Source organism: Microcoleus sp. T3_A4 (assembly GCF_036700465.1).
Lineage (GTDB): Bacteria > Cyanobacteriota > Cyanobacteriia > Cyanobacteriales > Microcoleaceae > Microcoleus.
In genome coordinates this window covers 1-24,470 of the sequence record NZ_JAUBOY010000072.1, presented here as the reverse complement: position 1 = coordinate 24,470, position 24,470 = coordinate 1, and the positions used below count along the sequence as shown (strand labels likewise).

Sequence of the window (24,470 nt, the reverse complement as noted above, 5' to 3'; positions counted from 1 at the left end):
GCATGGGAGAGCGTGGATGCTGGCGACTGAAGGCATACTTATTCATTTTACTATGGGCGTGTTCCCGGACATGATATCATATCAAATCCGTTAGCATCGGAATAGTAAATTCGAGTTGACTGTTGACTGTTGACTGTTGACTGTTGACTGTTCACGGCGTCAACAGTCAACCGTCAACCGTCAACATCATGTATGAGTGTAACCGGAAATGATATCAAGGGGGATTAAGAAATAAAGGGGGTATTAATAAAACCGGATTTGCTATTACATGGCACATCCCAAATCTACGGCAAACATCCTAGGCGTTGCTGATTTACGGTATGAAACGCTAAATATGACCGTCATAGAAACGAGTATCCACAAAGCTTTGGGATTTTAAAGTTATTTTTTTCATACCCTGATTAAGCAACGCCACTATAAAGGTTCGATTGCCAGGGTTCCCCTTTGTCCATTTCCCAAACTACATCAATCATGAGAAATTTTTTGTATTCGGGAAAATTAATCAACCTTTTGCCTGCAACAACTGCGGCTGCAAAACCTGATTTAATTTGCCACTGCGAAACCCCTCCAAATCCAAAGTCGCGTAAACAAAACCAAACTCTTGAAACACCGCGACTAATGCAGGCAAATCCGCATTTAACACAAACTGCTTAATCTCCTCTGCTGGTAACTCAATGCGGGCCGTATCTCCGTCCGATCGCACTCGCAAATTTTTCAGTCCCAACTGGCGCAAATACCGTTCGGCGCGCCCCACTCTTTGCAACTTTCCAACGGTGATTTCTTCGCCGTAAGGAAAGCGCGAACTCAAACACGGTTGAGCCGGTTTGTCCCACCAAGGCAAACCCAATTCTTTGGCCAACTGCCGCACTTCCAATTTACTCATGCCTACTTCTGCTAAAGGCGATCGCGCGCCGCGTTCCTTCGCAGCCTGAATTCCGGGACGGTAATCCTTTAAATCGTCACCATTAACCCCATCAACCACATAAGGATAACCCTTTGCTAGTGCTAGAGGTTTCAAAGTATCATGCAGTTCGCTTTTGCAGAAATAGCAGCGGTTAACTGGGTTAGAAGTGTAATTGGGATTTGCCATTTCCTGAGTTTCTACTTCCTGATGGGCAATGCCAATTTCTGCTGCTTGAATGCGCGCATCTTCTAAATCCTCGGGCAGTAAAGACGGCGAAACAGCCGTCACTGCCAAAGCGCGATCGCCCAATACATCAAAAGCGATTTTTGCTACCAAAGTGCTGTCAATTCCGCCGGAGTAGGCAATCAAAGCCCGTTCCATCTCTGCGAAAATATTTTTTAATTCTTCAAGTTTTTCTGTTAACATAATTTCACCTTGTTTTACCAACACATAAGTAAGACAGTAAACTCAAGAAAGAAGGATGAAGACAGCATATTTCGATCGGTTTCCCTTCTTCCCTCGAACCTGTTCATTCTTCCGACTTCCCTCAGACTTCTAATGCTATTCGGGATCGAGACCGAGGGCTGCCAATCGAGCCAAAAGCTCTTGATTTCGCTGTCTTTCCTGTTCCAGCAGCGTTTCGACTAACTCTTTGTCTTGCTGTTGGCGATCGGCTCGCTGGCGTTCATTTTCTGCCCTTTCTTCCGGCCACAAAAGCAGTTCTCCGCCCTCCGTCCACCAGCGCAGCCAATATCCCGTTCTACCTTCGCGAGTTCCCTGCCACACTCCCAAAAATAGATTTAATCCAGGTATTAAATAACGGCCGTTTTCATCAGGATTTTGATTTTCATAACGCTCGGATTCCAGCGCATAAACTTCTATTCGGCCTGTATGCGGCCGAAAAATGACATAGCGAGGAACTTTGATTACTTGTTCGTAAAAAAACCACTTGCCGATTTGTTCTGTGTGTTCGACAGAGTATTCGTCGCCGTAAGTAGCTGATAGAAATTCCATCACTACAAAAGGAACTGTTCCTTCGGTATGAGGCGTGTAACTGCGGCGGGGATAGTTGTGAGGCCTCTTTTGAACCGGCTGCACGTACATCCAGTCTGGGGCTTTGCAAATAGTGCGATCGTCCACAGCAGCACACAAAGCAAAATTAGAAACTATTAGTGCGTCTTGCATTAGTTCCGGGGAATCCACTACAGACTGGCGCAAACCGTTAGCTAGCAAGGGATGGTCTATATCGTCTACAGGGTCGTCTGGTAGGATGAAATCATCGGGTAGCAGTGGCCAAGTAATCTTGAGCGGGGATATCGGTTTGTGAATTATAGTAGTCATAAGTCACCTCATTTTACCAATAAAAGTTTGAGTTTTAGTCGAAATTGGCGATCGATAACCTTCTCTATATCTTAGCGCTCTAAGTCGATAATAAAATTGTTTGTAGTGAGGATTTTAGTCTTCACTACAAACCATTACCCTAAAGGTGCGGAATGCGCGCTTTAAAATTCCCGGCGGGAAAATATGGCGATCGCAATTGACAGCAGCAGCACCACATACAGCAAACCGTAGCCAGCATCTGTAATCAAACCTGCCAAGTAAGGAACTTGTCCGTAAACAGCATCGTTTCTCAAATTGAATCTGGCTAAATCCGGCAAAACCAGATAAAGTCCCATCATCAATTGTTCAATGCCAGGATTTTTAGTTAACTTGCCCAAAGCCACTAAATCCCGCGTCGAATGTCCCATCAAATAAACGCCAAATGTCAGTAAAGTTGCCAACAGCGAACTGCTAAAAACTCCAAATAAAATCCCGACACCAGCCATCAGACACAGCTCAAACCAGACAAACAACGAAGCGATTAAAATGCTTTCCAAAGGGAAAGGAATGCGGCTCAAACTCAGAATAGCCAGATAGATAACCGTCATTGCCCCTACAAGCACCGCCAGCACGGCCGACAGCCCTAAGTGCTTGCCCACAATTAACTCAGCCCGACTTATCGGCTTAGCAACTAACAGATAAACAGTGCGCTTTTCAATTTCTTTGTTGACCAATCCGGTAGCCACAAAAACTGTGGCAATTAGACCGAGAATGCTCATAGCAGCTAAACCGATATCTAAGATAATTTTCTTTTCGGTTGTCGCCGCCAATTCCGGTATCAACCGTACCGAGGCGCCCATCAACAGAGCAAAAATAATAATTAAGTAAAGGATGCGATCGCGAATTACTTCCCAAAATACATTGGTCGCGACTGTCAAGATTCTTCTCAAATTCATCTAGTTATTAACCCACTGGAAACTTTCGCCATACTTTAGTGTAAGGAAGAGGGAAGAGGGAAGAGGGAAGAAAGAGGATTTTTTCCATCTCCGCCTCTCAGAAGCTCCCACTCTTAGACCCTCCTACTCTCCCGCTATACCGATCGCAATTAGTTAACAGAGACAGAATCAAACTTGGCTGTCCCCCGCCGTTCCATCTTTTTTCTGTCCGGGTTGAGAGCGTTTGATCGCATCGCAGGTTACAGTCGCCCTATTGCCTATATTGAACACCTCGCAAGATTTGGTAAACGAATATATTTCCGGTCTAAAAACCAGCCCCAGCCAAGTTGCCTGCATCTCTAACTGATAGCGGGAATCTCCTTGGACGATCGAAGTTTTGACATCCCACCTCGCATCTTCTGCGACTACCCCAGTTGTTTTTAAGGCTTGATTCCGCAGAAAAAATCGCTCGTTGTCAATATCTATTAACATTTGCTCTACTTGCGCCCACGGTTTTGTGCGGGCTTCATTTCGCAGGTATCGCTCCATTTCATTGAGGATGACAACTCCTCGGGAGCGATTAATAGTTGGCTGTTGAAATGTCACCACATAATCGCTTTGCCTCAAATCCTGAGATAAAACGCTCGGATACTGTTGTATCCAACCTTGAATTAAAAAGTGAAAAGCAAACCAACAGGAAAACAGCAGGTGAACTAGAGTAATCATCAAAAACTGAGGGCGCACCAACGACCTGATACCTTCCCGTTTTGACTCGCTATTCCAAATCTCTATTGTCGCCAGAACTACTACTGCTATAAGTGGGCCAGCTATCCATGCTATTTCCTTCCTATCCGACGGCAATCTTATCAGTAACCACAAGCCAATTAAGATGCTTGTCACCCACGGACTCAGACTTACTCCTTTAATCACAAAAGGTTGCTGGCTGGTCAGCAAACCCATTGAAAGTGTAAAAAATAACCAACTCATATCAAAAAGCAGAGTTCTCGTCCGCCAGTCAGTGACTGCCGCCACTGTCAGCAAAGCTAAAAAGATGCTGAGTAGTAAAGGAGTCTTCCAGTGAACAACTTTAGGCGGAATCATCGCCTTTTGGATTTTTTTATTGGTTTCCCAAAGGTTGTTCGTCAGCTTAGTGAGTTGCTGAGTGACATCTAAAAATTGCTTCATCATAAATTTCAATAGACGCTTTGCAAAAACAACACGGTTAAAATAACGAGATTGCTAACAGTGTGGGCGATTAAAATTCCCCCAAACTGGGTAGTTACTTGAAAAGTTTTTTTGGGAGGACGGCGGGTGAGGGTGGGTGGCCCTAAAAACTGAGGTTTGGCAGCTTTTTTATTGCCGGAAACCATGTTGTCTATGAATTCTAATCCCTGCCATTTAGCTACAAATGTTACTGCTAATACTGAGAGTGCTATCATAGTTATTGGAGCGTAAACATTATCCCCACGTCCTAATAAAATATAACCGATAAGCTGTTCCCGCAATTCTTTGCTAAGAACGCTTTCAATGCCGAAGAAAACTAACCAGCCTACGCAAGTACAAGATAGATTGAGGATGGCTGTATATTCAATGCTGGTTTTGGGGCCGAGTTTAAGTAGTTTTTGCAAAAACCACGATTCGATCGCGATCGCCAAAAACATAATTAAAATTTGCACCAAAACAGTCCGAAATGGGAAAACACTCGCAATCATAAGCCTTTAGGTATATCAGTCCGTGTTAAATTTTAATTGTACAGCACAAACGGAATAATCTTAACCGGAGGTTTGAGCACCTGATTGCGTTTGATCGCTGCTTAAAAGATTGGGGGTTAGAAGTTATCGTATAATCTGTTGAGATCCGCCAAAAGAATGGAAAAATTAAACATTCAAGGCGCGCGATCGAATACCCACCCCGCTACAGACTCAAACAACTGCTGATTATGGTAAGGAATGGCATTGGTATTCGGACAGCCTCATCCCGGTCGGAACGCGCCGCGGGTCAGATTCACGTCTACGACGGCGCTGGTAAAGGCAAGTCTCAGGCAGCTTTGGGAGTAGTGTTGCGGTCGATCGGGCTGGGTATCAATTCTGACTCGCCCACGCGAGTTTTGTTGCTGCGCTTTCTCAAAGGCCCCGGCCGCTCCTACGACGAAGACGGGGCAATAGAAGCCTTGCAACGGGCATTTCCCCATTTGATCGACCAAGTGCGTACCGGCAGAGCCGAATATTTTGGGGCCGAAGCAATCACCCGCTTCGATCGCGCCGAAGCTCAGCGAGGCTGGGATATCGCCAAAGGAGCGATCGCCAGCGAACTCTATTCCGTCGTGGTACTAGACGAACTAAACCCCGTATTGGACTTGGGTTTGCTGCCAGTTGACGAAGTAGTCCAAACCCTCAAAAACAAACCAGAATATTTAGAAGTCATCGCCACAGGCCGAGCGGCCCCGGAAGCTTTGCTGGAGATTGCCGACTTACACTCAGAAATGAAGCCCCACTATCACCCCGCAGCGGCAGAGCATCATATTTCCGGTATCGAAATATACACTGGAGCGGGGAAAGGCAAGTCTACGAGCGCTTTGGGCAAAGCTTTGCAGGCAATAGGTAGGGGTATCAGTCAAGACCAATCTCACCGGGTGTTAATCGTGCAGTGGCTGAAAGGCGGCACCGGTTATACAGAAGATGCCGCGATCGCAGCTTTGCGACAAAGCTACCCGCAGCTAGTAGACCACCAGCGGTGCGGCCGAGATGCTATAGTTTGGCGGGGGCAACAGCAAGAGCTAGACTGCATCGAAGCAGAACGCGGCTGGGAAATCGCCAAATGTGCGATCGCCAGCGGCTGGTACAAAACGATTATTCTCGACGAACTCAATCCCACAGTAGACTTAGAACTGCTGCCGGTAGAGCCGATCGTCGAAGCCCTGCTACGCAAGCCGCGGGATACAGAAATCATTATCACCGGGCGCTGCCACAAACCCCACGCTTACTTTGACTTGGCAAGCGTACACTCCGAGGTATACTGTCACAAACACTACGGCGATCGGGGCGTAGAACTAAAGCGGGGCGTAGACTTTTAAAGCCCGGAGCGGTACCGAGTTCAATCCGGGCCAGAATTATTAAATGACGGCCCTGCCTGGAAAACCGGAAATTGCCACAAAGCCTTGTTACCAAGTAAAAATCTCCCAATTTTCCTTGTCTTCCCGATCACCCAGATCCGCCTTTTTTAATCTTTAATTTCCTCATCCGGACGCGATCCCCGACCGCCAATCCAGAATGGAACATTAAGAATATGAGCCGCGTCTTCTTGAGCGTGAGCACCTGAGACAGTGCACCAGGATTATTAAAGGGTGAAGACTTTGAAAATAAAAGCTTACAAGCAAAAAATCCGCGAGGGAGAAAGTCTAGACAGGGTTAACGCCAGTAGGCTAGACTTGCGGCTGGCAAACAGGTTAAACTACAGCGGAATCCAAACATTCGGTGTTCTAGGCAGTGTCTGTAGTCGCACCAGCGATGACCAACAAGTAGAGGAGTGAAGCTTTATGACAACGTTAGATGACAATTCTAATCAACTAGATTTAAACCTTCCGGGGCTAGGCCCGGATACAGTATTCGCCGGAGAGGGGGCGGATTTCATTAGAACTTCCACCCTGGGCGGCAGCTTAATATTTGGCCAAGGCGATAACGATACTCTGATTTCAGTTGGCCCGAACGATACCATATACGGCGGCGACGACGAAGATTCAATCAGATCTCAGCGGACTCCGGCTTTGCTATTTGGCGACTCCGGCAATGACACCATGATCGCTGAAGCCCGCGCTAGCCTGTACGGCGGTTTGGGAGAAGACTTGATCCAAGGTACTGTCGAAGCTAACCTCATGTTTGGTAATGAGGGCGCAGATACGATGCTGGGAGGGGCCCAGAGAGCAGATTCCCTCTACGGCGGTAAGGACAATGACTCGATCGGCTTCTTCATCGCAGGGGGTGGCAACAACCTCGGTCTTCCCCTAACCGGAGGCTTCGCTGGCAATGAAGGCAGCAACTACTTGCGGGGTGATTTGGGCGACGACTTGGTTGTAGGTATCAATGTAAGAGACAGTCTCTTTGGCGGTAAAGGCAACGACACCCTAAGAGGTGTGGCCAGCAACAGCTACCTGTCGGGCGATCTGGACGACGACATCTTATTCATTACCAACCGTACCCAGACAAGCCCGTTTGCTCAGGGCAGCGTCATTACGATCGGCATTGAGAGAACCACCTTGATTGGTGGTGGCGGCAACGATTCTCTCACCGGGGCGATCGGCGAGTTTGAAGCCGGCAGAAACTTCTTTGAGGGCGGCGACGGCAACGACACGATCAGGGTTTTTGCCACGCAGGATACCGCTTTGGGAGGTGCAGGCGACGACTTCATCGAATCATCCAGGGTATCGAATCTAACTTTGAGCGGAGGCGCCCAGAGTTCATTTCCCGGCTTCGCGGGTCGCAACTTGCTCGACGGCGGAGTAGGCAATGACACGATCGTTGCAGCTTTTGCGACGGATACAATGGTCGGCGGTGAAGGCAACGACAGCCTGAGCGGTACCTTTACTAACGCAGCCGGTGGAGATGGCAACGATACTATCGATGCTACCAAGGCCATTTTTGCTGGTACTGGTACTGCTTTGATTACTCTCGAAGGCGGTCTGGGCGGCGATCTGTTAATTGGCTACACCAATCCTACTACTGGCAGCAGCTTCACCGTCACCAACCTCATGAACGGTGGCGAGGGAAGTGACACCATCATCTTTGGCAGCAATCGCGATCGCGTGATTGGCAACGTTGCGGGTAACGACTTCATCTCCTACGCTAGCGGCGTCAGCTTTACCGGTCTTACAGCGCCAAACTTGATTAGCGATACCTTAGGCAGCAACTTCATTATTGGTGGCAACGGCACTGATGTGATCACTACTGGTAACGGGGATGACATCCTGTTCGGCGACTCATCCAATGCTACCGACGCCGCTGGAGGAGCCGGGGACGATACCTTAAATGCCGGTGCTGGAAACGACACCTTGCTGGGCGGTTTTGGAAAAGACTATTTGATCGGCGGCGACGGTAACGACTCTCTCGGCGGGGGGCCTGGTGCTGACACGCTGATTGGCGGATCGGGTAATGACAGCTTCTACTACAACAACTTCGGCGAGGGCGCCGTGGGTACTGACACAGACCAAATCGGCGATTTTACGAGTGGCCAAGACAAGTTTATCTTCCAAATCAATGGCTCCAACGGCTTCCCCAACTTGAGGGTACTGGATAATACGAATCGAATTTCTTCGAAGGCGTTCTTGCCGCTTGAGAGTGGGTCTTACGATGGCACTTTTGGTCCAGCCGGGGCGGGCGCGACAGAGCCGTTCGTCTTTTATGAAAATGAAACTGGACGACTAGGATATGACTCTAACGGTGTTGGTACTGCTGGCGGAGTAGTTACGCTGGCAATTCTGAATGGCAGACCGGGCATTACGGCTGCTGACATTACCCTGATTTAATTTGGGTAAAAGTGGGTGGGGTCGATTCTGAAACATCGCCCTACCAACTCTCAAAACTAATTGTGCTATGTTTCGAGCTGGGGATATCCATCCCTGGCTTTTTTATTGGCATTGAGAATTGGGCATCGGGGATTGGGCATTGGGCATTGGGCATTGGGCATTGAAAGGAAGAGCAGATTCACCGATCCATTTTGCCACCCATCAATAATGTTGATAAACCAGCCACCCAGCTCAAAGACGATATAATTGACATTTGAGTAAAAGTCGATTATCGTAGCAGACTAATATTCTATTTTGTCCTTCAAAAAAAGTTATTAATAGTGTAACTGCCCAATGGTCATCTAGCAGATTTAGGCAATAAAATAGAAGAATATTCTCTAAATCTGAATCACCAAGAAGGTAAAAATAAAGCTATTTTGTTTGCCAGTAAGTTAGGCATTACCCTAGAAAATGCTGAAATGCTCAAACAGGCTTTAAAAGAAGCTGCTATCAACGAAGATGTTGTTATTCAAAAAAACAATGAATACGGAACACATTATAACATGAAATTATTGCTGAAAACCGAAGTAGGTGAATCTCTGATTATAGCAGCTTGGATCGTCCGCTTAGGTGAAAGTTTCCCCCGATTAACAAGTTGTTATCCCGTCCAAAAGTGAAGTAAAAACAATGAAAACAATTAAAGACCTTGATATTGTTGCTTTAACTGAAGATTTAGAAGCAACCCATTTTGAAACCAAACAAATCATTAAATTATATAAAGGACAGGTAGGAACAGTCGTGATGGAATTTGATGGCAGTGCTTTTGAGGTAGAATTTTCTCATCAAGATGGCACAACTTATGCAATGGAAACAATTCCAGCCACAAAATTAATGCTTTTGCATTATGAATTACTAGAATCTATAGGGGCAGTTCGCCGATGAATTTTGCCACGCACCAATAATGTTGATAAACCCATTCCCACCCAACAAAGAACCCCGATTAAGCATCGTCGCTCAACCGTTAAATTCAATTAATTCAGAATTTTGGGCTGGGTGGGGGCGGGTTTATGAGATGGTTAGTTTTTGGCAATTATGGTTGGTAAAACCCGCCCATACATAACAAAAAAATCCCGCAAACATATCGTTTGCGGGATTTAGTAGGCAGGAAACTTGTAGGGAATACTGTTACTAAGCTCGGTCTACAATCTCTTTTGCTTTATCTTTGAGGTCTTCTTTCAGGTGAATTGCTGATGCTTGATCCTGCTTGGCTTGACCTTCTAATTTATCTTTCTGATTGCCTGTAACTTCGCTAACAGCTTCTTGGATTTTGCCTTCAATATTCTTCGCTGTTGCTTCGACTCTATTTTCAATGCTCATAATTTTTTATTCTAACTCTACAACTATTAATATATACTTTTAAAGTTGAGTCTATATCCATCTTTAGATAGATTTGTTATTACCGTTATTTCTATGTTAAAGGTTCGATTGGAATTTCCACAAGTTTATTTCTCGAAGAAAAACCGGATTTAATGCCGATCGCAGATTTCGGCACTTTAAACTTTTTCGCTAACAGCATGATTAATTCTTGGTTTGCTTTACCATCAACCGGCGGGGACTTGAGATGTATTGTGAGGCTGCCGTCGGGTTGTTCTGCGATGCTTTGCTGTTTGGAATTCGGTTTAACTTTGACTGTGAAAATAGTCATACTTCGACTTTCTCTGAATGTTCGATCTTCGTTCCCAAAACTTTCAGAAATTCAGCCAGCCAGTTAGGGTGTGCTGGCCACGCGGGGGCGGTGACTAAATTGCCATCGACTACGGCTTCGGTAACGGGAACTTCTGTATATTTGCCGCCGGCCCGGAGTACGTCGGGGCTGCAAGCGGGGTATGCGGTGCAGCGTTTGCCTTCGAGTACGCCGGCGGCGGTTAGGACTTGCAAGCCGTGACAAATAGATGCGATCGGCTTTTTGCTGTTGGCAAAGTAGCGGGTAATTTGCAGCACTTGTTCATTGAGGCGGATGTATTCTGGGGCGCGTCCTCCGGGGATAATCAAAGCGTCGTAGTCGGCCGGGTTGATTTCGTCAAAAGTCGCGTTTAAAGTGAAGTTGTGACCTGGTTTTTCGCTGTAGGTTTGATCGCCTTCAAAGTCGTGAATTGCGGTGCGAATTGTTTGGCCTGCTGCTTTGTCCGGGCAGACTGCGTGGACGGTATGACCTACCATTTGCAATGCTTGGAAAGGAACCATTACTTCGTAGTCTTCTACAAAGTCGCCGACTAACATTAAGATTTTTTTGGCTGTCATGTTTCCAACTCCTGTTATTTTGATTGTGTTAAATAGGATTATAAAAAATGCGGGGCCGTTAAAAAGCCTGCCCCGCAAGCTATTCTGGAATCTAGAAACCGTTGCGTCCCCAAATGACCATTGAAATTGAGAAGGAGAACAGAACTAGCACCGAAACCCAACCGAGTGACAAAATATCCATAGCTATTTATTGAACAAACTGTACAAAGTGACTCCAAACCTTATGATAAGTCAATTTGAGCCATTTTTGAAATGAGGGCGCTGTGAAGGATTCGTCAAATTTTAGTGCGGCTGAACGGGTAGAATCTTTGAAGGCAGGGAGTGTTGCTGCTTTTTCTTGTTTGCTGGGTTTTGGGGCGATCGCCCTTGGTAATAGCTTAATTCTGGCGGATAGGTTGGATTCTCTGGCGAGTTTGCAGGTAAGGGAAATTGACCTAAATTTTGCCTTGAGAGGGACGATCGCACTTTTGGGCGGTTTTTTGTTCGGCGTGACTTACCGCTACGCTATCCGTCGCGATACTAATCCGCAGCTTAAATCTGGTGCGGTGTTGGCTTTTGGGCTGGTGCGGGCTTTTGGACAGTTGGATGCTGGATTGTTTTTTGATGCCGGGAAGATGCCCGCCCTACAGGAGTTATTGCCGTTTGCGGTTCGCGGTGTCGAGAGTGTGGTATTGTTTGCGATCGCGGGTTTGGTGTTGGATTGGGCGATCGGGCGATCGTGGATTAAGCCCTTTGATTCTTGAGTGTAAAATCTTGCAGCATTTTTAGGAACAGGCAAGATGCCTGTTCCACAAAAGTTCAATTTTCTTGTGGGGTGGGCGCATTTTTAGGAACAGGCAAGATGCCTGTTCCACAAGAATTGAATTTTCCTGTGGGGTGGGCTTCTAGCCCGCCCAAAAAATACAATTTAGATGCCAGACAGCTTATTTTGCGCTAAAACCGCCCCTAAAAAGTTAATACCTCAAATTCTGAATGGCCGTAAACCATCTGTTTATCTACCGCCGACACAACTTTATTGTTAGCAGCATCAGAAACTAAACACTGACAAACTAGCCGCGCTACATCTGCCCGGTGGATCGTTCCAGAAACTCGACAATCTTCTGTTAAAATACCGTTGCCTGTTGCAGGTTCCGATTTGAGTCCGCCGGGACGAATCACTGTATAAATCATCCCGCTTGCTATCAAATGATTTTCGGCTTTTTCCTTTTCAATTAAAACCGGGCGCAAAGTTTCTAAAGCTTGGGGTGGCAAAGCGCCGACACTATTACCGCTGCCGATTGATGAAACTAAAATAAATTTTTGCACGCCTGCTTTCACTGCCGCATCAATCAAGTTTTTGTTTCCCAAATAATCGGCTCTTTCCCCATCTTTGGGCAAGCCGCCAATTGTGCTGATTACGGCATGAATTGGCTCACCGCCAGCCATCGCAGCTTCCATAGCTGCTGTATCCAAAGCATCGCCAGTCACGATTTTGATGCCCATTGCTTCTAATTCGGTGCTGGTTGCGGGCGATCGCAAAAGTGCAGTTACTTGCATCTTTTGTGCTGTCAGACATTTCGCGATTTCTAAGCCGACGCCTCGACTAGCACCCGCTAAAAAAATGTGGAATTTCTCTGTCATATTAATTGTGTTTTAAGTTATGCAGAAATTGGTTTATTTGACTGTGGGTTATTATACAACAATCCTCTGTCAATGGGTGAATTAGTTTTTTTATTTAACCGCAGAGGGCGCAGAGTACGCAGAGGAAGAGAGGGGAAAGATTGGCAATTTCCCATTTACGTTAGAGTTTTTTGCCCACCATTACTACCCAAGATTGAGCTTCGCGGGGTAAGCCGGGGGGGCGATAGTAGTGATTGACAATTGCAAATCCTGTTTTTTCTAAACAAGGCGCTAAAGTATGATATTCCCATCCGGCAGTATAGCGTTTTCCCGTTGGTCTCTCGTCGTATCCTTCCCAATTTCCCCGACACATTGACATGACAATTGCACCGTTAACAACTAAGGCTTTGTGCAAATCTTGCAGCACTTTCACCATCTCGTCGCTGGGAACGTGAATCAGGGAAGCATTGGCAAAAATACCGTCAAATTCGGCTTTTGGCAAGTCGAGATTCAGAAAAGATTGTTGCCAAACTTCGCATCCCGATAACTTCTTTGCTATTTCTACAAAAGCTGGAGTTGCATCTAAGCCTACAACTGTGTGTCCTTGGCTCTTGAAGGCTACTAAATCTCGTCCCGGCCCGCATCCTATATCGAGAATTTTACCGGGATTGCGGGGCATAGCAGCCGTCAATGCGGATCGATTTTGGGATACGTCGTGATTCCAAGTTCCTTCTCGGAAAGATTCGGCAGTTAGCTGGTATTCTGCGATCGTAATTTCTTCGCGTTTGTCCACAATTTCCCCCTCTTGTATTATTTTAGATTTGAGATTTGAGATTTTAGATTGAAGACTGTCAACCGGAAAATAAGGGTTTTTGGCTAGAATCTAAGAACTTACGGCTGACGCATTTGCTACGTCAGGAATCCGGTTTCTATCCGCCCATGCGTAAACATGAAATATAGATATTTGGTAGGGACACGACACTGCCGTGTCCTACTCTATTTCATCCGATTGAAAACTGCTATAAGAGTTAGACAACCAGGGATTTTTGTTAGGATTTTGTAACTGCTGAATCAACTTCTAAGAGAGAACCTTCGGGGGATTCGATCGCAAATCCCGCATCTCGAATCATGTCCCAATCTTGATGGGCAGCTTGTCCGGGAGTTGTCAGATAATCGCCAACAAAAATAGAATTAGCGGGGTAGAGTCCGAGAGGTTGCAGCGATCGCAAATGCACTTCCCGTCCCCCAGCAATCCGAATTTCTTGGCTAGGAAGCAAAAATCGGAACAAACACAGAATTCGCAAACATTGGCGGGGAGTTAACCTGTTCACATCTGCAAATGGCGTACCGGGAATCGGAATAAAAAAGTTAACCGGCACGCTAGTAACGCCCAAGTTGCGAAGCGAAAGCGCTAAATCGATCGCATCATCATCCGATTCGCCCATCCCCAAAATTCCGCCGGAACAAGTTGTGATCCCCGCTGCTTTTACGTGTTCGACGGTTTCAACCCGATCGCCAAAAGTGTGAGTTGTGCAAATGTCCGTGTGATATGATTCGGAAGTATTGAGATTGTGATTTACGCGATCGACTCCAGCTTTAGCTAAACGATGAGTTTGTTCCTCGCTCAACAATCCCAAACAAGCACAGATTTTCAGGTTATAATTTGCCTTCACAGTCTCAACAGCATCCAAAACGCGATCGAAAGTAGATGCGCTAGGTTGGCGGCCAGAAATCACCAAACAAAACGTACCAGCTTTTAAGTCTGCTGCGCGTTGGGCGGCATCCAGAATTTTCTCCTTAGCTAAAAGCGGATATTTCTCAATTTCCGCAGTCGAAATTTTTGACTGAGAACAATAATGGCAATCTTCAGGACAAAGGCCACTTTGAGCATTTAACAAATAGTGCAGCCTGACTCGGTTTCTCCAGTAGTGGCGGCGCACCCGATAAGCTGCATTTAGTTGTTCAAGCAAAACCTCATCCGGTGCGCGCAATACGGCTAAAGATTGCTCGCGAGAGAGACATTTGCCCGCCAGCGCGTCGTCAGCCAAATCGTTCCAATTGGGTAAATTCATTACTAAAATTAAAGGGTTTACAGAGTATCCAAAACCTGACGAATTACCCGATAAATCGATTCTAGTTCATCAGGAGAAATGCAGTAGGGAGGCATCAAGTAAAGCGTATTTCCCAAGGGGCGGAGCAAAAAACCCGCTTCGAGAAATCTGGCTTTCAATACAGGAGCAATGTCATTAAAATAACCGGAAACGCTTTCCGTTTTCACATCCATTGCTGCGATGGTGCCGCAAGTCCGAATCCGTTCGAGTTTAGGATGATTTCTCAGCCATTGATTCAGATATTTGTGGTGGAGTTTTTCCATCCCTTGATACACATTTGGGTTTTGCTCCAAAAGCTCCAAGGATGCTACACTCACCGCACAAGCTAAGGGATTTCCGGTGTAAGAATGACCGTGAAAAAAAGCTTTGTCCCATTCATCTCGCCAGAAAGCTTGATAAATATCCTCCGATGCCATTGTGACAGCAATTGGCAAGCAGCCACCAGACAATCCTTTAGACAAACACAGGATATCCGGTGAAGTTCCAGATTTAAGCGACGCAAACAGTTCGCCCGTGCGACCAAAACCCGTCATTACTTCATCGTAAATCAACAATACATTAAACTGACGGGCAAGTTGTGCGATCGCCTGCAAAAACTCAGGGCGGCACATTCGCATCCCCCCAGAACCTTGCACCAAAGGTTCGATAAAAATTCCCGCATAGCTGCCCTGCTTTAAAAAAAACTCCAATTTCTCTAAACTCGCCGCCTCCTTGCTTTCCACCTCATCATCGCCGTCAAAAGTCGCCGGAAAAGGAACAACATCCCCCGCAAACATTAAAGGTGCAAAAGATTCCCACCACAGCGAACTTCTGCCAGCAGACATCGCGCCCACAGTATCGCCGTGATAACCTCCCTCAAAACTAATAAAGCTAGTGCGGTTAGTTTCTCCCAGATTACGCCAATATTGAAATGCCATTTTCAGAGCAACTTCAACAGCAGTAGAACCGTTATCCGAAAAGAAAATCCGCGTTAAAGAAGCAGGCGTATGAGTTAGCAATTTACTTGCAAGTTTCTCGGCCGGTTCGTGAGTAAACCCCGCAAAGATTACGTGTTCTAACTTTTGAGCTTGTTCATAAAGAGCCTCAGCCAGAACCGGATGGCTGTGCCCATGAACAGTCACCCACCAACTAGAAATGCAGTCGAGAATTTGCCGCCCGTCTGCTAATTCCAGCACCGATCCTTTGCCCCGAATTACCTTCAGCGGCGGGGCAGCCGTTTTCATTTGCGTGAAGGGCTGCCAAATCGGTGAATTTGAAGAATTATGTTCCTGATCCACAGTCATTTTTACCAATCAAACTAATATTAAGTCGCCTTTTAATATAGCAAGTTTTACTCACTTATGAAATTTTTATTTTTTCTTCTTTATTGTTCTCTTCCTACCCTACCCTTCGGGAACCCCTGCGGGGAACGGGAACGGCTTCGCCGAACGTTTCCTTAGCGTCTTCGTGGTTCGTTCAAAAAAAATCTAGTTTGGTGTTGAGGGCGGCTGCGCTGCAACGTCTGCCGCCATATCACGTATACCCCGGCGATGGTTAAATTGGTCAGTTACAATTTTCTGCCTTTGAGCAAATAAGTCGTCATAGATCCTTTGCCTTTAACATTAATTTTACCGCGCTTTTCCAACAAATACTTATCGCACAGCAACTCATAAGTTGAGTTGCTAACTTGAATTTTACCCGGAAGTCCTTGAGATTCCATGCGGCTTGCTGTATTCACAGCATCTCCCCACAAATCGTAAATAAACTTTTTAGTACCGATGACACCTGCTACAACAGGCCCAGTATTAATGCCAATGCGGATATTGAGAGGTTTACCGCATTCGTCGCGGAATTTCATAATTTCTTGCTGCATTTCCAGGGCCATTTCGGCAATAGATTCGGCGTGATTTGTACAGGGAAGCGGCAAACCGCCTGCTACCATATAATTGTCACCTATCGTCTTAATTTTTTCTAAGCCATATTGTTCGCTTAAGCGATCGAAAGATGAAAAAATTTTGTTAAGTAATTCGACTAATTCTTCAGGAGATGTGCGCGAAGATATTTCGGTAAAGCCCACAATATCAGCAAACAAAACCGTAACTTCGGCAAATCCGTCCGCAATATTTATCTGACCTTGTTTGAGGCGATCGGCAATCATTACCGGTAATATATTTAGTAATAAACGTTCCGACTTTTCTTGTTCGGCGCGCAATACTGCCTCAGCTTGTTTCCGCTGTGCAATTTCCTGGTATACTCGGTGAAACATTTGATTGAAGGCGACCATGAGTTCTCCCAACTCGTCATCGCGCTTGACAGACAGAGAGTAGAAATCAGGTTGTTCTCGATCTTTGCTCAAAGCGTCTCCGGCAGCGATCAAGTCATCGCGCAACCTCAATATAGGTGCAATTACTGTCACGCCTAAAAAGAACATAGTCACAGAAGTGACAAAGGCTGATATAATGATGACTAGAACAGCAACCCGTCCGATAAATGCGTAGAGTTCCGGCTGAACTGTGGAAGCATCGTGGCGCACAATTAAGATATAATCGCCTCCCAAATGTCGCTCCGTCCAAGCAATATCGTAGCGCTTACCATCGAAATTGTGATTGTGAACTATACGAGATCTTTTTAGTTGATCGAAACGGATTTCTGGGGGTTCGCCAAGTGTATATATTAGCTCACCGTTAGCTTGGTAAATAGATAGTCCTAAGACTACTTGAGAGTCCTTAGTAATATTTTTTACTTCTTCTTGCAAAAAAGTGCGATCGGAAATATCTTGTTGGAGCAAAAACTCTAGGGAATCCACAGTCGCGCGAGATACCTGTTCCAGTTGGCTTAAAAGTTCATTTTCGCGCCGAAAATAAGAGGGAACTAAAATAATTCCCTCTATGACAAGAATGCTAGCAAATACCCACAAAGCTATTTGCCTAGACAACCGAGATTTGAAAAAACTCAAGAATGATAAAATCCGCAAAAACATAAAATTTACTATTTGGCAAATGGCGACTTTAGGGAATAGGAAAAAAAACCGGGTTTCTGGTAATAAATTTTGGGTGAGTCCACAAAGCAACTGTGTAGAAACCGCGTTTCTCACATCCCCTGTGTAATTCCTGAAATTGTCAGCAGTCAACACCCAGCAGCCATTAACGGTTAGTTCTTGGCTAAGCACTAACGACTGATGACTCCCGACTAACTAGCAGACCCCTTAATAATATAATAAACAAATTAAACCGAAACTGCGCTGACTAGCCTGCCTGCAAGCAGATAAGTATTCATATCGCCCTTGCCTTTGATGTGGATAATTCCTCTGTCTTCAAAACGATACTTATTTTGCAAGATATCGTAAGTTGCTTTTGTGACTTGAATCGCGCCGGCAATCCCGTGGGATTCCATGCGGGCTGCTGTATTGACGGCATCGCCCCAGAGGTCGTAAATGAATTTTTTAGTGCCAATAACCCCCGCAATTGCCGGCCCGGTATTGATGCCGATGCGAATGTTAATTCCTGCATGATGTTTGGCATTAAATTTTGCTAATTCCTCCTGCATATCTAAGGCCATTTCCGCAATGCTTTCGGCGTGGTTGGTGCTGGGATTTGGCAAACCTCCCACTACCATATAAGCATCTCCAATTGTTTTGATTTTTTCCAAGCCGTACTTTTCCGTTAAACCATCGAAGGCTGAAAAAATTTCGTTGAGAAACTTGAGCAATTCTTCGGGAGATATTTGTGCTGAAAGCACGGTAAAGCCTACGATATCCGCAAACAGAATCGTGACTTCTGCGAAGCCGTCAGCAATACTGCTTTGACCGTTTTTTAGCTTGGCAGCAATGGATTCGGGTAAAATATTGAGCAGCAGGCGATCGCACTTTTCCTGTTCATTTACCAATTCTACATTAGTTTCTTGCAATTGTGCCGTGCGTTCCCTGACGCGCTGTTCTAATTGTTTAGCATTTTGGCGCAACCTGCTGATAGATAAAGTTAATCCTGTCACCCCTAAAATAGAAAGTCCTACTAACAGTAAAAACAAATTTTTCAGTCCCCCGCGAGTTTTTTGAGTGATAGTATCGAGAGGTTGAGTAATTTCTAATATCCCCCGCACATCTCCCACTTTCCAATCAGTTTTAGGACTGTCACGGTGAGTATTGTGACAGTTAACGCAGCTAGAACTTAGAGTATCTGCCTCGGCATATCGAAAGGCTGGCTTGCCGCGATAATTCTCACTGCGAAAAAATTTCTGGGTCGGATTTTTTGTCAAATAAGTAATAGCTTGCCGTTCAAAATCGTCTCGGGCTCCGCCTTCTTTTCGCCGCCAGGGAAACGGGTAGTCGCTGTAGAGACGAAGTGATACTTCGGGATTTTTGTTAGTGATCTGGTTGCCCAGTTCTATTAAGAAAGTGGCCGGTACGGGAACTGTTACTTTTGTCGGGTTGTAGTCGTGGGTAAAGTTAATCGCTTTAGCGGTGTTGAGAGGATTGACAACATCGGAACTGTAAAGGGTGCGGGCTTCTTTAACAGCTTGGGCATAGAGGGTGGCATTTTGGAGGGCTTGCGATTCGATTAGGGTGGAGGAAAGACGAGACATATTTGCCATCGCTACTCCTACACCTACACAAAATAAAATTGTCACCGCAAGCAGAATTCGCTTGTAAATTAATTGGCTGATGGCAGCCCGAATTCGAGAAATCAACTGGCGCATGGTATCCTCAAGTGTGAGGTTTAATCTTGATGGGAATTTATGCACTACTAACATAACACTGCTTTTTCAGAGTGTTTTGCTGGCGTCCGGGGTAAAGCAAGACTCTCTGAGTGCAACCGAGGGTTAATTATTGTTTACCGCCAGTGTTTCGTTTGTCCGTAAAACTACGCATAAGTTTATAATGGCGATTCCCTACGGGATAGCGGCAATCGCGCGGAATTTTTGCTCGATCTCGGTTAGGATAGCAATTGTAGTCTATGGTTGGCGATCGTGAATTCTGACTCTACTGCCTCACCGGCGCGCAACGAAATTTTTCCGGGAGAAGTTTTCGTCAATACTGCTGATTTTGATACCGGCATTCGGCGACTTTTACCTAAGTATGACGAAATGCTGGATGTATTAGCCGACTGCATTGCTAACACAAACCACCGCATTTTAGAACTCGGCTGCGGTACGGGGGAACTCACTTTAAAAGTTCTCCAACGCTACCCATCGGCGGAAATAGTTGCTGTCGATTACTCGGCGCGAATGCTTGATTTTGCCCGCGCCAAAATAGACTCGGCAGGATACGCAGCCCGGTGGACTGGCATAGAAATGGATTTTGGAGAATGGGCGAACAATCCAAATTTTTCGGGATTGGGGGATAAATTCAATGCTTGCATTTCATCTCTGGCAATTCACCATCTTGAGGACGAGATGAAGTTGAAATTGTTTCAACGGATTCGCGGAAGTTTAAGTGCTGGTGGATGTTTTTGGAATGCCGATCCTCTTTTAGCAGAATCAGCAGCAATGAAAGATATTTATCAAGCGGCGCGAGAAGATTGGGCGCTAAATCAGGGGGAAACTTTAGCACAAATTCGCGCAAATGTGGGAACGAGTGTCTCTTACGGGTATTCTAATCCCGATCGTCTAGCTACACTTTCGGCACAGTTGGAAATGCTGGTCTCATCTGGATTTGACACTGTGGCAGTGCCTTGGAAATACTACGGGATGGCGGTTTTTGGGGGATTTGTTAATTGAAAAAAACATTCTTGGAGGCAGAACTTCTATATGTAGGGTGCGCGAATAAGCACTTTACTACTTAAAGAAAGATTGCAGTTAGTATTTTATGTTACTAAGTTGTGATTGAGAAAATATATAATATGAATTCCGGTTGCATTGGAATGCTTAAACCGCAGAGTACGCAGAGAACGCAGAGGAAGAGAACAGAGAGATGAATAATTCCGATGAAGGGCGGATTTGATATAATACTGCTAGCATAAAGGAAAAAAAATGACTGCAACTGCGATTCAAAGTATTGACTGGGATGCTTTCTCGTCGGAACTATCGGGAATTGAAATAATTAGCGATCGCGCGCAAGTTGTCAAGCTATCTCAAGACTATTATCACTTCAGTCCAGTTTTGCAATCTCTCTTAAGTGATAAAACAGGAGATTTAGTAGTTCGTCCCGCCAGCGAAGCCGAAGTTTTGCGGATTGCTGCAGCCTGCGTCAAATTTAAAATTCCGCTAACTGTTAGAGGTGCAGGAACGGGCAATTATGGGCAGTGCATTCCCCTCAAGGGCGGCGTCATTTTAGATACCAGCAAAATGCACAGTATCCGCTGGATAAAACCGGGTTTAGCTTGTGTAGAACCAGGGGTGAAAATGTCGGTTTTCGACAAACAAGCGCGAGAAACTGGTTGGGAATTGCGGATGGTTCCCTCAACCTATCGCACCGCTACGATTGGGGGATTTATCGGCGGCGGTAGCGGGGGAATTGGTTCGATAACTTACGGCCAATTGCGCGATCGGGGAAATCTTCATGCCGTGCGAGTCGTTACAATGGAAGACGAACCCCGCGTCATCGAATTGCGCGGCGATGAAGTGCAAAAAGTCAATCACGCTTACGGCACAAATGGGATTATTACTGATTTAGAAATTCCCCTCGCCCCTGCTTATGCTTGGGCGGAAATCATCGTCGCTTTTGACGATTTTATGACATCGGCAAACTTCGGTCAAGCTTTGGGCGATGCTGACGGAATTATCAAAAAACTAATTTGTGTTTGTGCTTGGCCGATTCCTGCTTATTTTGCTGCTTTCCGCGATGCAATTCCTGAAGGTAAGCACTGCGCTTTGTTAATGGTAGCTGAATCTTGTCTGGAACCGCTGCAAGATTTGGTGCGCGAATATGGCGGCACAATTTGCTATCAAAAAAACGCGCAAGCAGCGAGCAAAGGTGCGGCTATTGCTGAATTTACTTGGAATCATACAACTCTGCACGCTCGCAGCGTTGACCCGTCTCTGACTTATTTGCAGACGCTTTTTCCCCCAGATAAAGGTTTGAAATTGATTGAGGAACTGTATAATTTTTATGGGGATGAGGTGATGATGCACTTGGAGTTTTTGCGGATGAATGGCAGGGCGATCGCCGCTGCTTTGCAAATAGTTCGCTACACTACGGAATCACGGCTCAATGAAATTATTCGCTATCACGAAGAGCAAGGCGCACTGATTGCTAATCCTCACACTTATATATTGGAAGATGGAGGGATGAAAAGTATTAATGTGGAACAGTTGCAGTTTAAAGAGTTGGTCGATCCTTACGGTTTGCTTAATCCGGGTAAAATGCGGGCGTGGTTGGAACGGGATTAAGCGATGGTTTTTATAGCAGAAGGAAGAAGGAAGAAGGAAGAAGCAGTAATAGCAATGGTTTTAGCGGTTAAGAATGTCCTAACCGTCTTGGCGGTTGCTATAGATAAGATTTGGATCTTGAAATCGCTGCTAGACAAACTTTCGCCCGCGCAAGGCTAGACTAAGAAATCCGTTTTCTATGTCGGAGGTTTTAAGTCAATAAAAACTCAAGTCCTTGCTGCGAACAAAATTTGTCAATTTAAGGGACGGGGGCGGTAATTTCTGCTGGTGCGATCGCCCCCGGTGTAGGTACAGCTTGCTTTTCCAGTAGTAGGCGCTGTTTGTTGCGAAATTCTGCGGCCGCATCGTTCAAATTTTGTTGCTGTTCGCTATTAAATTCTTCCATGCTGCGGCCGCCTCCCAATTTGGATCTGTGAATTAAATCAAATATTCCGCTGCCGCTGCTGCGGCCGGAAAAGGGGTCGGTATTGTCTTGAGTTTGAAAGTCTTGCAGCGGTTGGGCATTATTTAAACCGCTGGCTTGAGCGAAGCTTGCTTGAGGGCAGAACAGAGCACAGGATGCGATCGCGCTTGCAGCAATCCCTATCATCAATTTGCCGGATTTGGAAGTTTTGGTGTTCATAATTTATTAGGTGAACTTTCAAAAAAACAATTCTATCTAAACAATATTCTGACTTGTGAGTAAATATTATATTACTTCACTGGGGCTCAGGACAGGGCAATGCCCATTGGTGTCAAGTTAAGCTTTTAGTCCGCCAGTCCTCTCGCCTACCCGGTAGTCCGCCAGGGAATGAATTCCCTGTCTCATAGCTAAAGTCCTCTCAAAGAGGACTGAAGAACTCATTAGTCCTCTCGCCTACCCGGTAGTCCGCCAGGGAATGAATTCCCTGTCTCATAGCTAAAGTCCTCTCAAAGAGGACTGAAGAACTCATTAGTCCTATGCAAGAGGACTTTGGCTTTGAGGCTCTTATTTCAACCCCTGACGGACTATCGGTTTTAGCTTAAGTTGACAGGACGAAAGGCATCCTAGAATTGACGGTGCAGGTGAAACGATCGCCCTAAGCAAACCTGCGTTTCAGCAGCGGTTGAATGCTCAGCAGCGCCACCAAATCAAACGCCAGCAGCACTAATAGCGCTCCTCCAAAGGTGACTGTACCCCAAGGAGCTTGCATCACTACACTGGCTAGCGACCAATCGCTGTGCAGGTACAGGTAGCGGATGGGTTCGATCGCGTAACTCAGAGGATTGAGAGTCACCACAACTTGCAGCCACTCTGGCATAAATGACAGCGGCGCGAGGGCTGTACTCGCAAATAACAGCGGCAAGTTAGTAACAAAAATTACCGCTATTAATTCTACGTGGCCGGGGAGAGCGAAGGCTAAACCCAGACTCAAGCCCGTGACGCCCAAAACTAACAGCAGCACAATTAGGGCGATCGCCCCCAGTCCGGCAATTCCGGGTAATCCGGCGCCCAAAAACGCCCCCGCTGTAACGATTGTGCCGGTTTGAATAAAGCTGAGGGTGACGATGAAAATAGCCGAAGCCAGGACGATCGAAAATCTGGAAGCCAACGGCGCGACTAATAAGCGGTTGAGAAATCCGAACTCGCGATCGAACATAATCGGCAAACCAGCATTCAGCGCCCCTGCAAAGGCAGTAAAAACGATAACGCCAGCGCCGAGAAATTGTCCGTAATTCTGGCTTTCGCCGAACAAGCCGGCGGGTGCATTTTCAAACAGAGCTCCGAACAAAACCAACCACATCAGCGGCTGAATAATGCCTGCAACTAGCGTCGAGGGGCGGCGCTGCAATTGAATAAACAGGCGCTTGGTTAAGGCGAGTGTTTCTTGGATGAAGTCGCCCAGCAGGGAACTGGAAGTGTCAGCGGATGCCGTGGAGAGTGGCCGCTGCTGGTTGAGGTTGTTGGGGGATGTAACAGTACCGCTCATAATTGCTTGCGCTGATTTTGATTAAATCTAACTCTCTTTACAGTAGCAAGTCTGGAGGTATTGGTGGTGTTGGGCGGGCGATCGCTTTTTGTGTGGAGTTTTGGTAAACTGAATATCATGTTATCGCACACACCAGACCTCGCCGAACAAATTAATGATTGGGAATTTATCGAATTGTGGGTAAATTCGAGTGTTTTCCCCCCTCTAATTTTGATGTTAGTAAGTGGGAAAAATGGAGGTTTTTGTATTTATGACCCACCAACAAACTATAAGTCTCTGTTTCTGAGTTCAACCTATGATGAGGCTCATTCATGGCTTTTGGAAGATGAATATGAGCGCTGCGATGGTCGGTTTTTCGCGGCGGAAATTGCTTGATTTTTTCAGGAATATCTAGGGCTAAAAATTAGCATGAGCTCTCATCAATAATTAAAAATTAATTTATTCCAATATGCCAGCCAAAGACCTGTATCACCAATACTCCGGACAGTTTTTAAGCAGCCAGAGTACCATAAGACAAGACTGAAGGAAGGTTAGGGTGATTTAAAATCA

At 45.9% G+C, this 24,470-nt stretch carries 27 protein-coding genes; 10 read left to right on the top strand and 17 right to left on the bottom strand.

Translation table 11 applies throughout. The features are described 5' to 3' along the window. Positions 1-502: 502 nt before the first annotated feature. The 5 genes from larE to fraC all read right to left on the bottom strand — a co-directional run bounded on the left by larE (position 503) and on the right by fraC (position 4,871). Positions 503-1,330 carry an ATP-dependent sacrificial sulfur transferase LarE gene (gene larE, locus QUA07_RS27600; protein ID WP_333331772.1) on the bottom strand — a complete coding sequence of 276 codons (828 nt, stop codon included), beginning with the start codon at positions 1,328-1,330 and terminating at the stop codon, positions 503-505. A 135-nt stretch (positions 1,331-1,465) separates the two neighbouring features. Beyond that, positions 1,466-2,245, bottom strand: coding sequence for a Uma2 family endonuclease (locus tag QUA07_RS27595; RefSeq protein WP_333331769.1), 780 nt, complete (start codon positions 2,243-2,245; stop codon positions 1,466-1,468). Between the two features lie 161 nt (positions 2,246-2,406). After that, positions 2,407-3,180 carry an ABC transporter permease gene (locus tag QUA07_RS27590; protein WP_333331766.1) on the bottom strand — a complete coding sequence of 258 codons (774 nt, stop codon included), beginning with the start codon at positions 3,178-3,180 and terminating at the stop codon, positions 2,407-2,409. A 168-nt stretch (positions 3,181-3,348) separates the two neighbouring features. Next, complete coding sequence (locus QUA07_RS27585) at positions 3,349-4,347, bottom strand: DUF5357 family protein (RefSeq protein WP_333331764.1); 999 nt, start codon at positions 4,345-4,347, stop codon at positions 3,349-3,351. 5 nt (positions 4,348-4,352) lie between these two features. After that, complete coding sequence (fraC, locus tag QUA07_RS27580; protein WP_333227340.1) at positions 4,353-4,871, bottom strand: filament integrity protein FraC; 519 nt, start codon at positions 4,869-4,871, stop codon at positions 4,353-4,355. Positions 4,872-5,098: 227 nt separating this feature from the next. On the opposite strand from fraC, the gene QUA07_RS27575 reads away from it, so the two are divergent. From QUA07_RS27575 to QUA07_RS27555, 5 genes are all read left to right on the top strand, one after another. Continuing rightward, entirely contained in the window at positions 5,099-6,232 is a 1,134-nt protein-coding gene (locus QUA07_RS27575; protein ID WP_333039380.1) for a cob(I)yrinic acid a,c-diamide adenosyltransferase, read from the top strand. A gap of 279 nt (positions 6,233-6,511) precedes the next feature. Continuing rightward, positions 6,512-6,688 carry a hypothetical protein gene (locus QUA07_RS27570; RefSeq protein WP_333060313.1) on the top strand — a complete coding sequence of 59 codons (177 nt, stop codon included), beginning with the start codon at positions 6,512-6,514 and terminating at the stop codon, positions 6,686-6,688. 6 nt (positions 6,689-6,694) lie between these two features. Next, complete coding sequence (locus QUA07_RS27565; RefSeq protein ID WP_333331759.1) at positions 6,695-8,677, top strand: calcium-binding protein; 1,983 nt, start codon at positions 6,695-6,697, stop codon at positions 8,675-8,677. A 326-nt stretch (positions 8,678-9,003) separates the two neighbouring features. Continuing rightward, entirely contained in the window at positions 9,004-9,333 is a 330-nt protein-coding gene (locus QUA07_RS27560; RefSeq protein WP_333331775.1) for a DUF6883 domain-containing protein, read from the top strand. Positions 9,334-9,343: 10 nt separating this feature from the next. Next, positions 9,344-9,598 (top strand): DUF4926 domain-containing protein, encoded by a 255-nt coding sequence (locus tag QUA07_RS27555; protein WP_333331756.1) that lies wholly within the window; start codon positions 9,344-9,346, stop codon positions 9,596-9,598. 246 nt (positions 9,599-9,844) lie between these two features. Here the strand turns inward: QUA07_RS27555 and QUA07_RS27550 are convergent, their stop codons facing one another. The 4 genes from QUA07_RS27550 to petN form a co-directional block, all read right to left on the bottom strand. Further along, positions 9,845-10,033: a CsbD family protein gene (locus QUA07_RS27550; RefSeq protein ID WP_333048102.1), complete on the bottom strand. Its 189-nt coding sequence runs from the start codon at positions 10,031-10,033 to the stop codon at positions 9,845-9,847. 91 nt (positions 10,034-10,124) lie between these two features. Further along, positions 10,125-10,361 (bottom strand): DUF167 domain-containing protein, encoded by a 237-nt coding sequence (locus tag QUA07_RS27545; protein WP_333331753.1) that lies wholly within the window; start codon positions 10,359-10,361, stop codon positions 10,125-10,127. Beyond that, positions 10,358-10,957, bottom strand: coding sequence for a DJ-1/PfpI family protein (locus QUA07_RS27540; RefSeq protein WP_006631014.1), 600 nt, complete (start codon positions 10,955-10,957; stop codon positions 10,358-10,360). The genes QUA07_RS27545 and QUA07_RS27540 overlap by 4 nt, the downstream gene beginning before the upstream one ends. A gap of 91 nt (positions 10,958-11,048) precedes the next feature. Then, entirely contained in the window at positions 11,049-11,138 is a 90-nt protein-coding gene (gene petN / locus QUA07_RS27535) for a cytochrome b6-f complex subunit PetN (RefSeq protein WP_071883976.1), read from the bottom strand. 82 nt (positions 11,139-11,220) lie between these two features. Here petN and QUA07_RS27530 point away from each other — a divergent pair, with 82 nt between their 5' ends. Next, on the top strand, positions 11,221-11,700 hold the full coding sequence (locus tag QUA07_RS27530; RefSeq protein WP_333331750.1) for a hypothetical protein: 480 nt from the start codon (positions 11,221-11,223) through the stop codon (positions 11,698-11,700). 202 nt (positions 11,701-11,902) lie between these two features. Here the strand turns inward: QUA07_RS27530 and QUA07_RS27525 are convergent, their stop codons facing one another. The 6 genes from QUA07_RS27525 to QUA07_RS27500 form a co-directional block, all read right to left on the bottom strand. After that, complete coding sequence (locus QUA07_RS27525) at positions 11,903-12,577, bottom strand: SDR family oxidoreductase (protein ID WP_333331748.1); 675 nt, start codon at positions 12,575-12,577, stop codon at positions 11,903-11,905. A gap of 160 nt (positions 12,578-12,737) precedes the next feature. Beyond that, positions 12,738-13,349 carry a class I SAM-dependent methyltransferase gene (locus QUA07_RS27520; protein WP_333331745.1) on the bottom strand — a complete coding sequence of 204 codons (612 nt, stop codon included), beginning with the start codon at positions 13,347-13,349 and terminating at the stop codon, positions 12,738-12,740. Between the two features lie 256 nt (positions 13,350-13,605). Continuing rightward, positions 13,606-14,628, bottom strand: a complete 1,023-nt coding sequence (gene bioB / locus QUA07_RS27515; RefSeq protein ID WP_333331742.1) for a biotin synthase BioB — start codon at positions 14,626-14,628, stop codon at positions 13,606-13,608. A 17-nt stretch (positions 14,629-14,645) separates the two neighbouring features. Beyond that, positions 14,646-15,950 (bottom strand): adenosylmethionine--8-amino-7-oxononanoate transaminase, encoded by a 1,305-nt coding sequence (gene bioA, locus QUA07_RS27510; RefSeq protein ID WP_333331739.1) that lies wholly within the window; start codon positions 15,948-15,950, stop codon positions 14,646-14,648. Positions 15,951-16,213: 263 nt separating this feature from the next. Next, the gene (locus QUA07_RS27505; RefSeq protein ID WP_333331736.1) at positions 16,214-17,626 is read right to left on the bottom strand and encodes an adenylate/guanylate cyclase domain-containing protein; all 1,413 of its coding nucleotides are present in this window, start codon (positions 17,624-17,626) and stop codon (positions 16,214-16,216) included. 245 nt (positions 17,627-17,871) lie between these two features. After that, a complete protein-coding gene (locus QUA07_RS27500; protein ID WP_333331733.1) occupies positions 17,872-19,341 on the bottom strand; it encodes an adenylate/guanylate cyclase domain-containing protein in 1,470 nt (489 codons plus the stop codon). Positions 19,342-19,611: 270 nt separating this feature from the next. Between QUA07_RS27500 and QUA07_RS27495 the strand changes: the two genes are divergently transcribed. The 3 genes from QUA07_RS27495 (at position 19,612) to QUA07_RS27485 (ending at position 22,131) form a co-directional block, all read left to right on the top strand. Continuing rightward, positions 19,612-20,361 carry a class I SAM-dependent methyltransferase gene (locus QUA07_RS27495; protein ID WP_333331730.1) on the top strand — a complete coding sequence of 250 codons (750 nt, stop codon included), beginning with the start codon at positions 19,612-19,614 and terminating at the stop codon, positions 20,359-20,361. Positions 20,362-20,613: 252 nt separating this feature from the next. Next, a complete protein-coding gene (locus QUA07_RS27490) occupies positions 20,614-21,972 on the top strand; it encodes an FAD-binding oxidoreductase (protein WP_333331727.1) in 1,359 nt (452 codons plus the stop codon). A 3-nt stretch (positions 21,973-21,975) separates the two neighbouring features. Then, positions 21,976-22,131, top strand: a complete 156-nt coding sequence (locus QUA07_RS27485; protein ID WP_333331724.1) for a hypothetical protein — start codon at positions 21,976-21,978, stop codon at positions 22,129-22,131. A gap of 79 nt (positions 22,132-22,210) precedes the next feature. Here QUA07_RS27485 and QUA07_RS27480 read toward each other — a convergent pair whose 3' ends face one another. Both QUA07_RS27480 and QUA07_RS27475 read right to left on the bottom strand, forming a co-directional pair. After that, on the bottom strand, positions 22,211-22,594 hold the full coding sequence (locus QUA07_RS27480) for a hypothetical protein (protein WP_333331721.1): 384 nt from the start codon (positions 22,592-22,594) through the stop codon (positions 22,211-22,213). Between the two features lie 436 nt (positions 22,595-23,030). Further along, positions 23,031-23,921: an ABC transporter permease gene (locus QUA07_RS27475; protein ID WP_333331718.1), complete on the bottom strand. Its 891-nt coding sequence runs from the start codon at positions 23,919-23,921 to the stop codon at positions 23,031-23,033. Positions 23,922-24,038: 117 nt separating this feature from the next. On the opposite strand from QUA07_RS27475, the gene QUA07_RS27470 reads away from it, so the two are divergent. After that, a complete protein-coding gene (locus QUA07_RS27470) occupies positions 24,039-24,296 on the top strand; it encodes a hypothetical protein (RefSeq protein ID WP_333331714.1) in 258 nt (85 codons plus the stop codon). Positions 24,297-24,470: the final 174 nt, after the last annotated feature.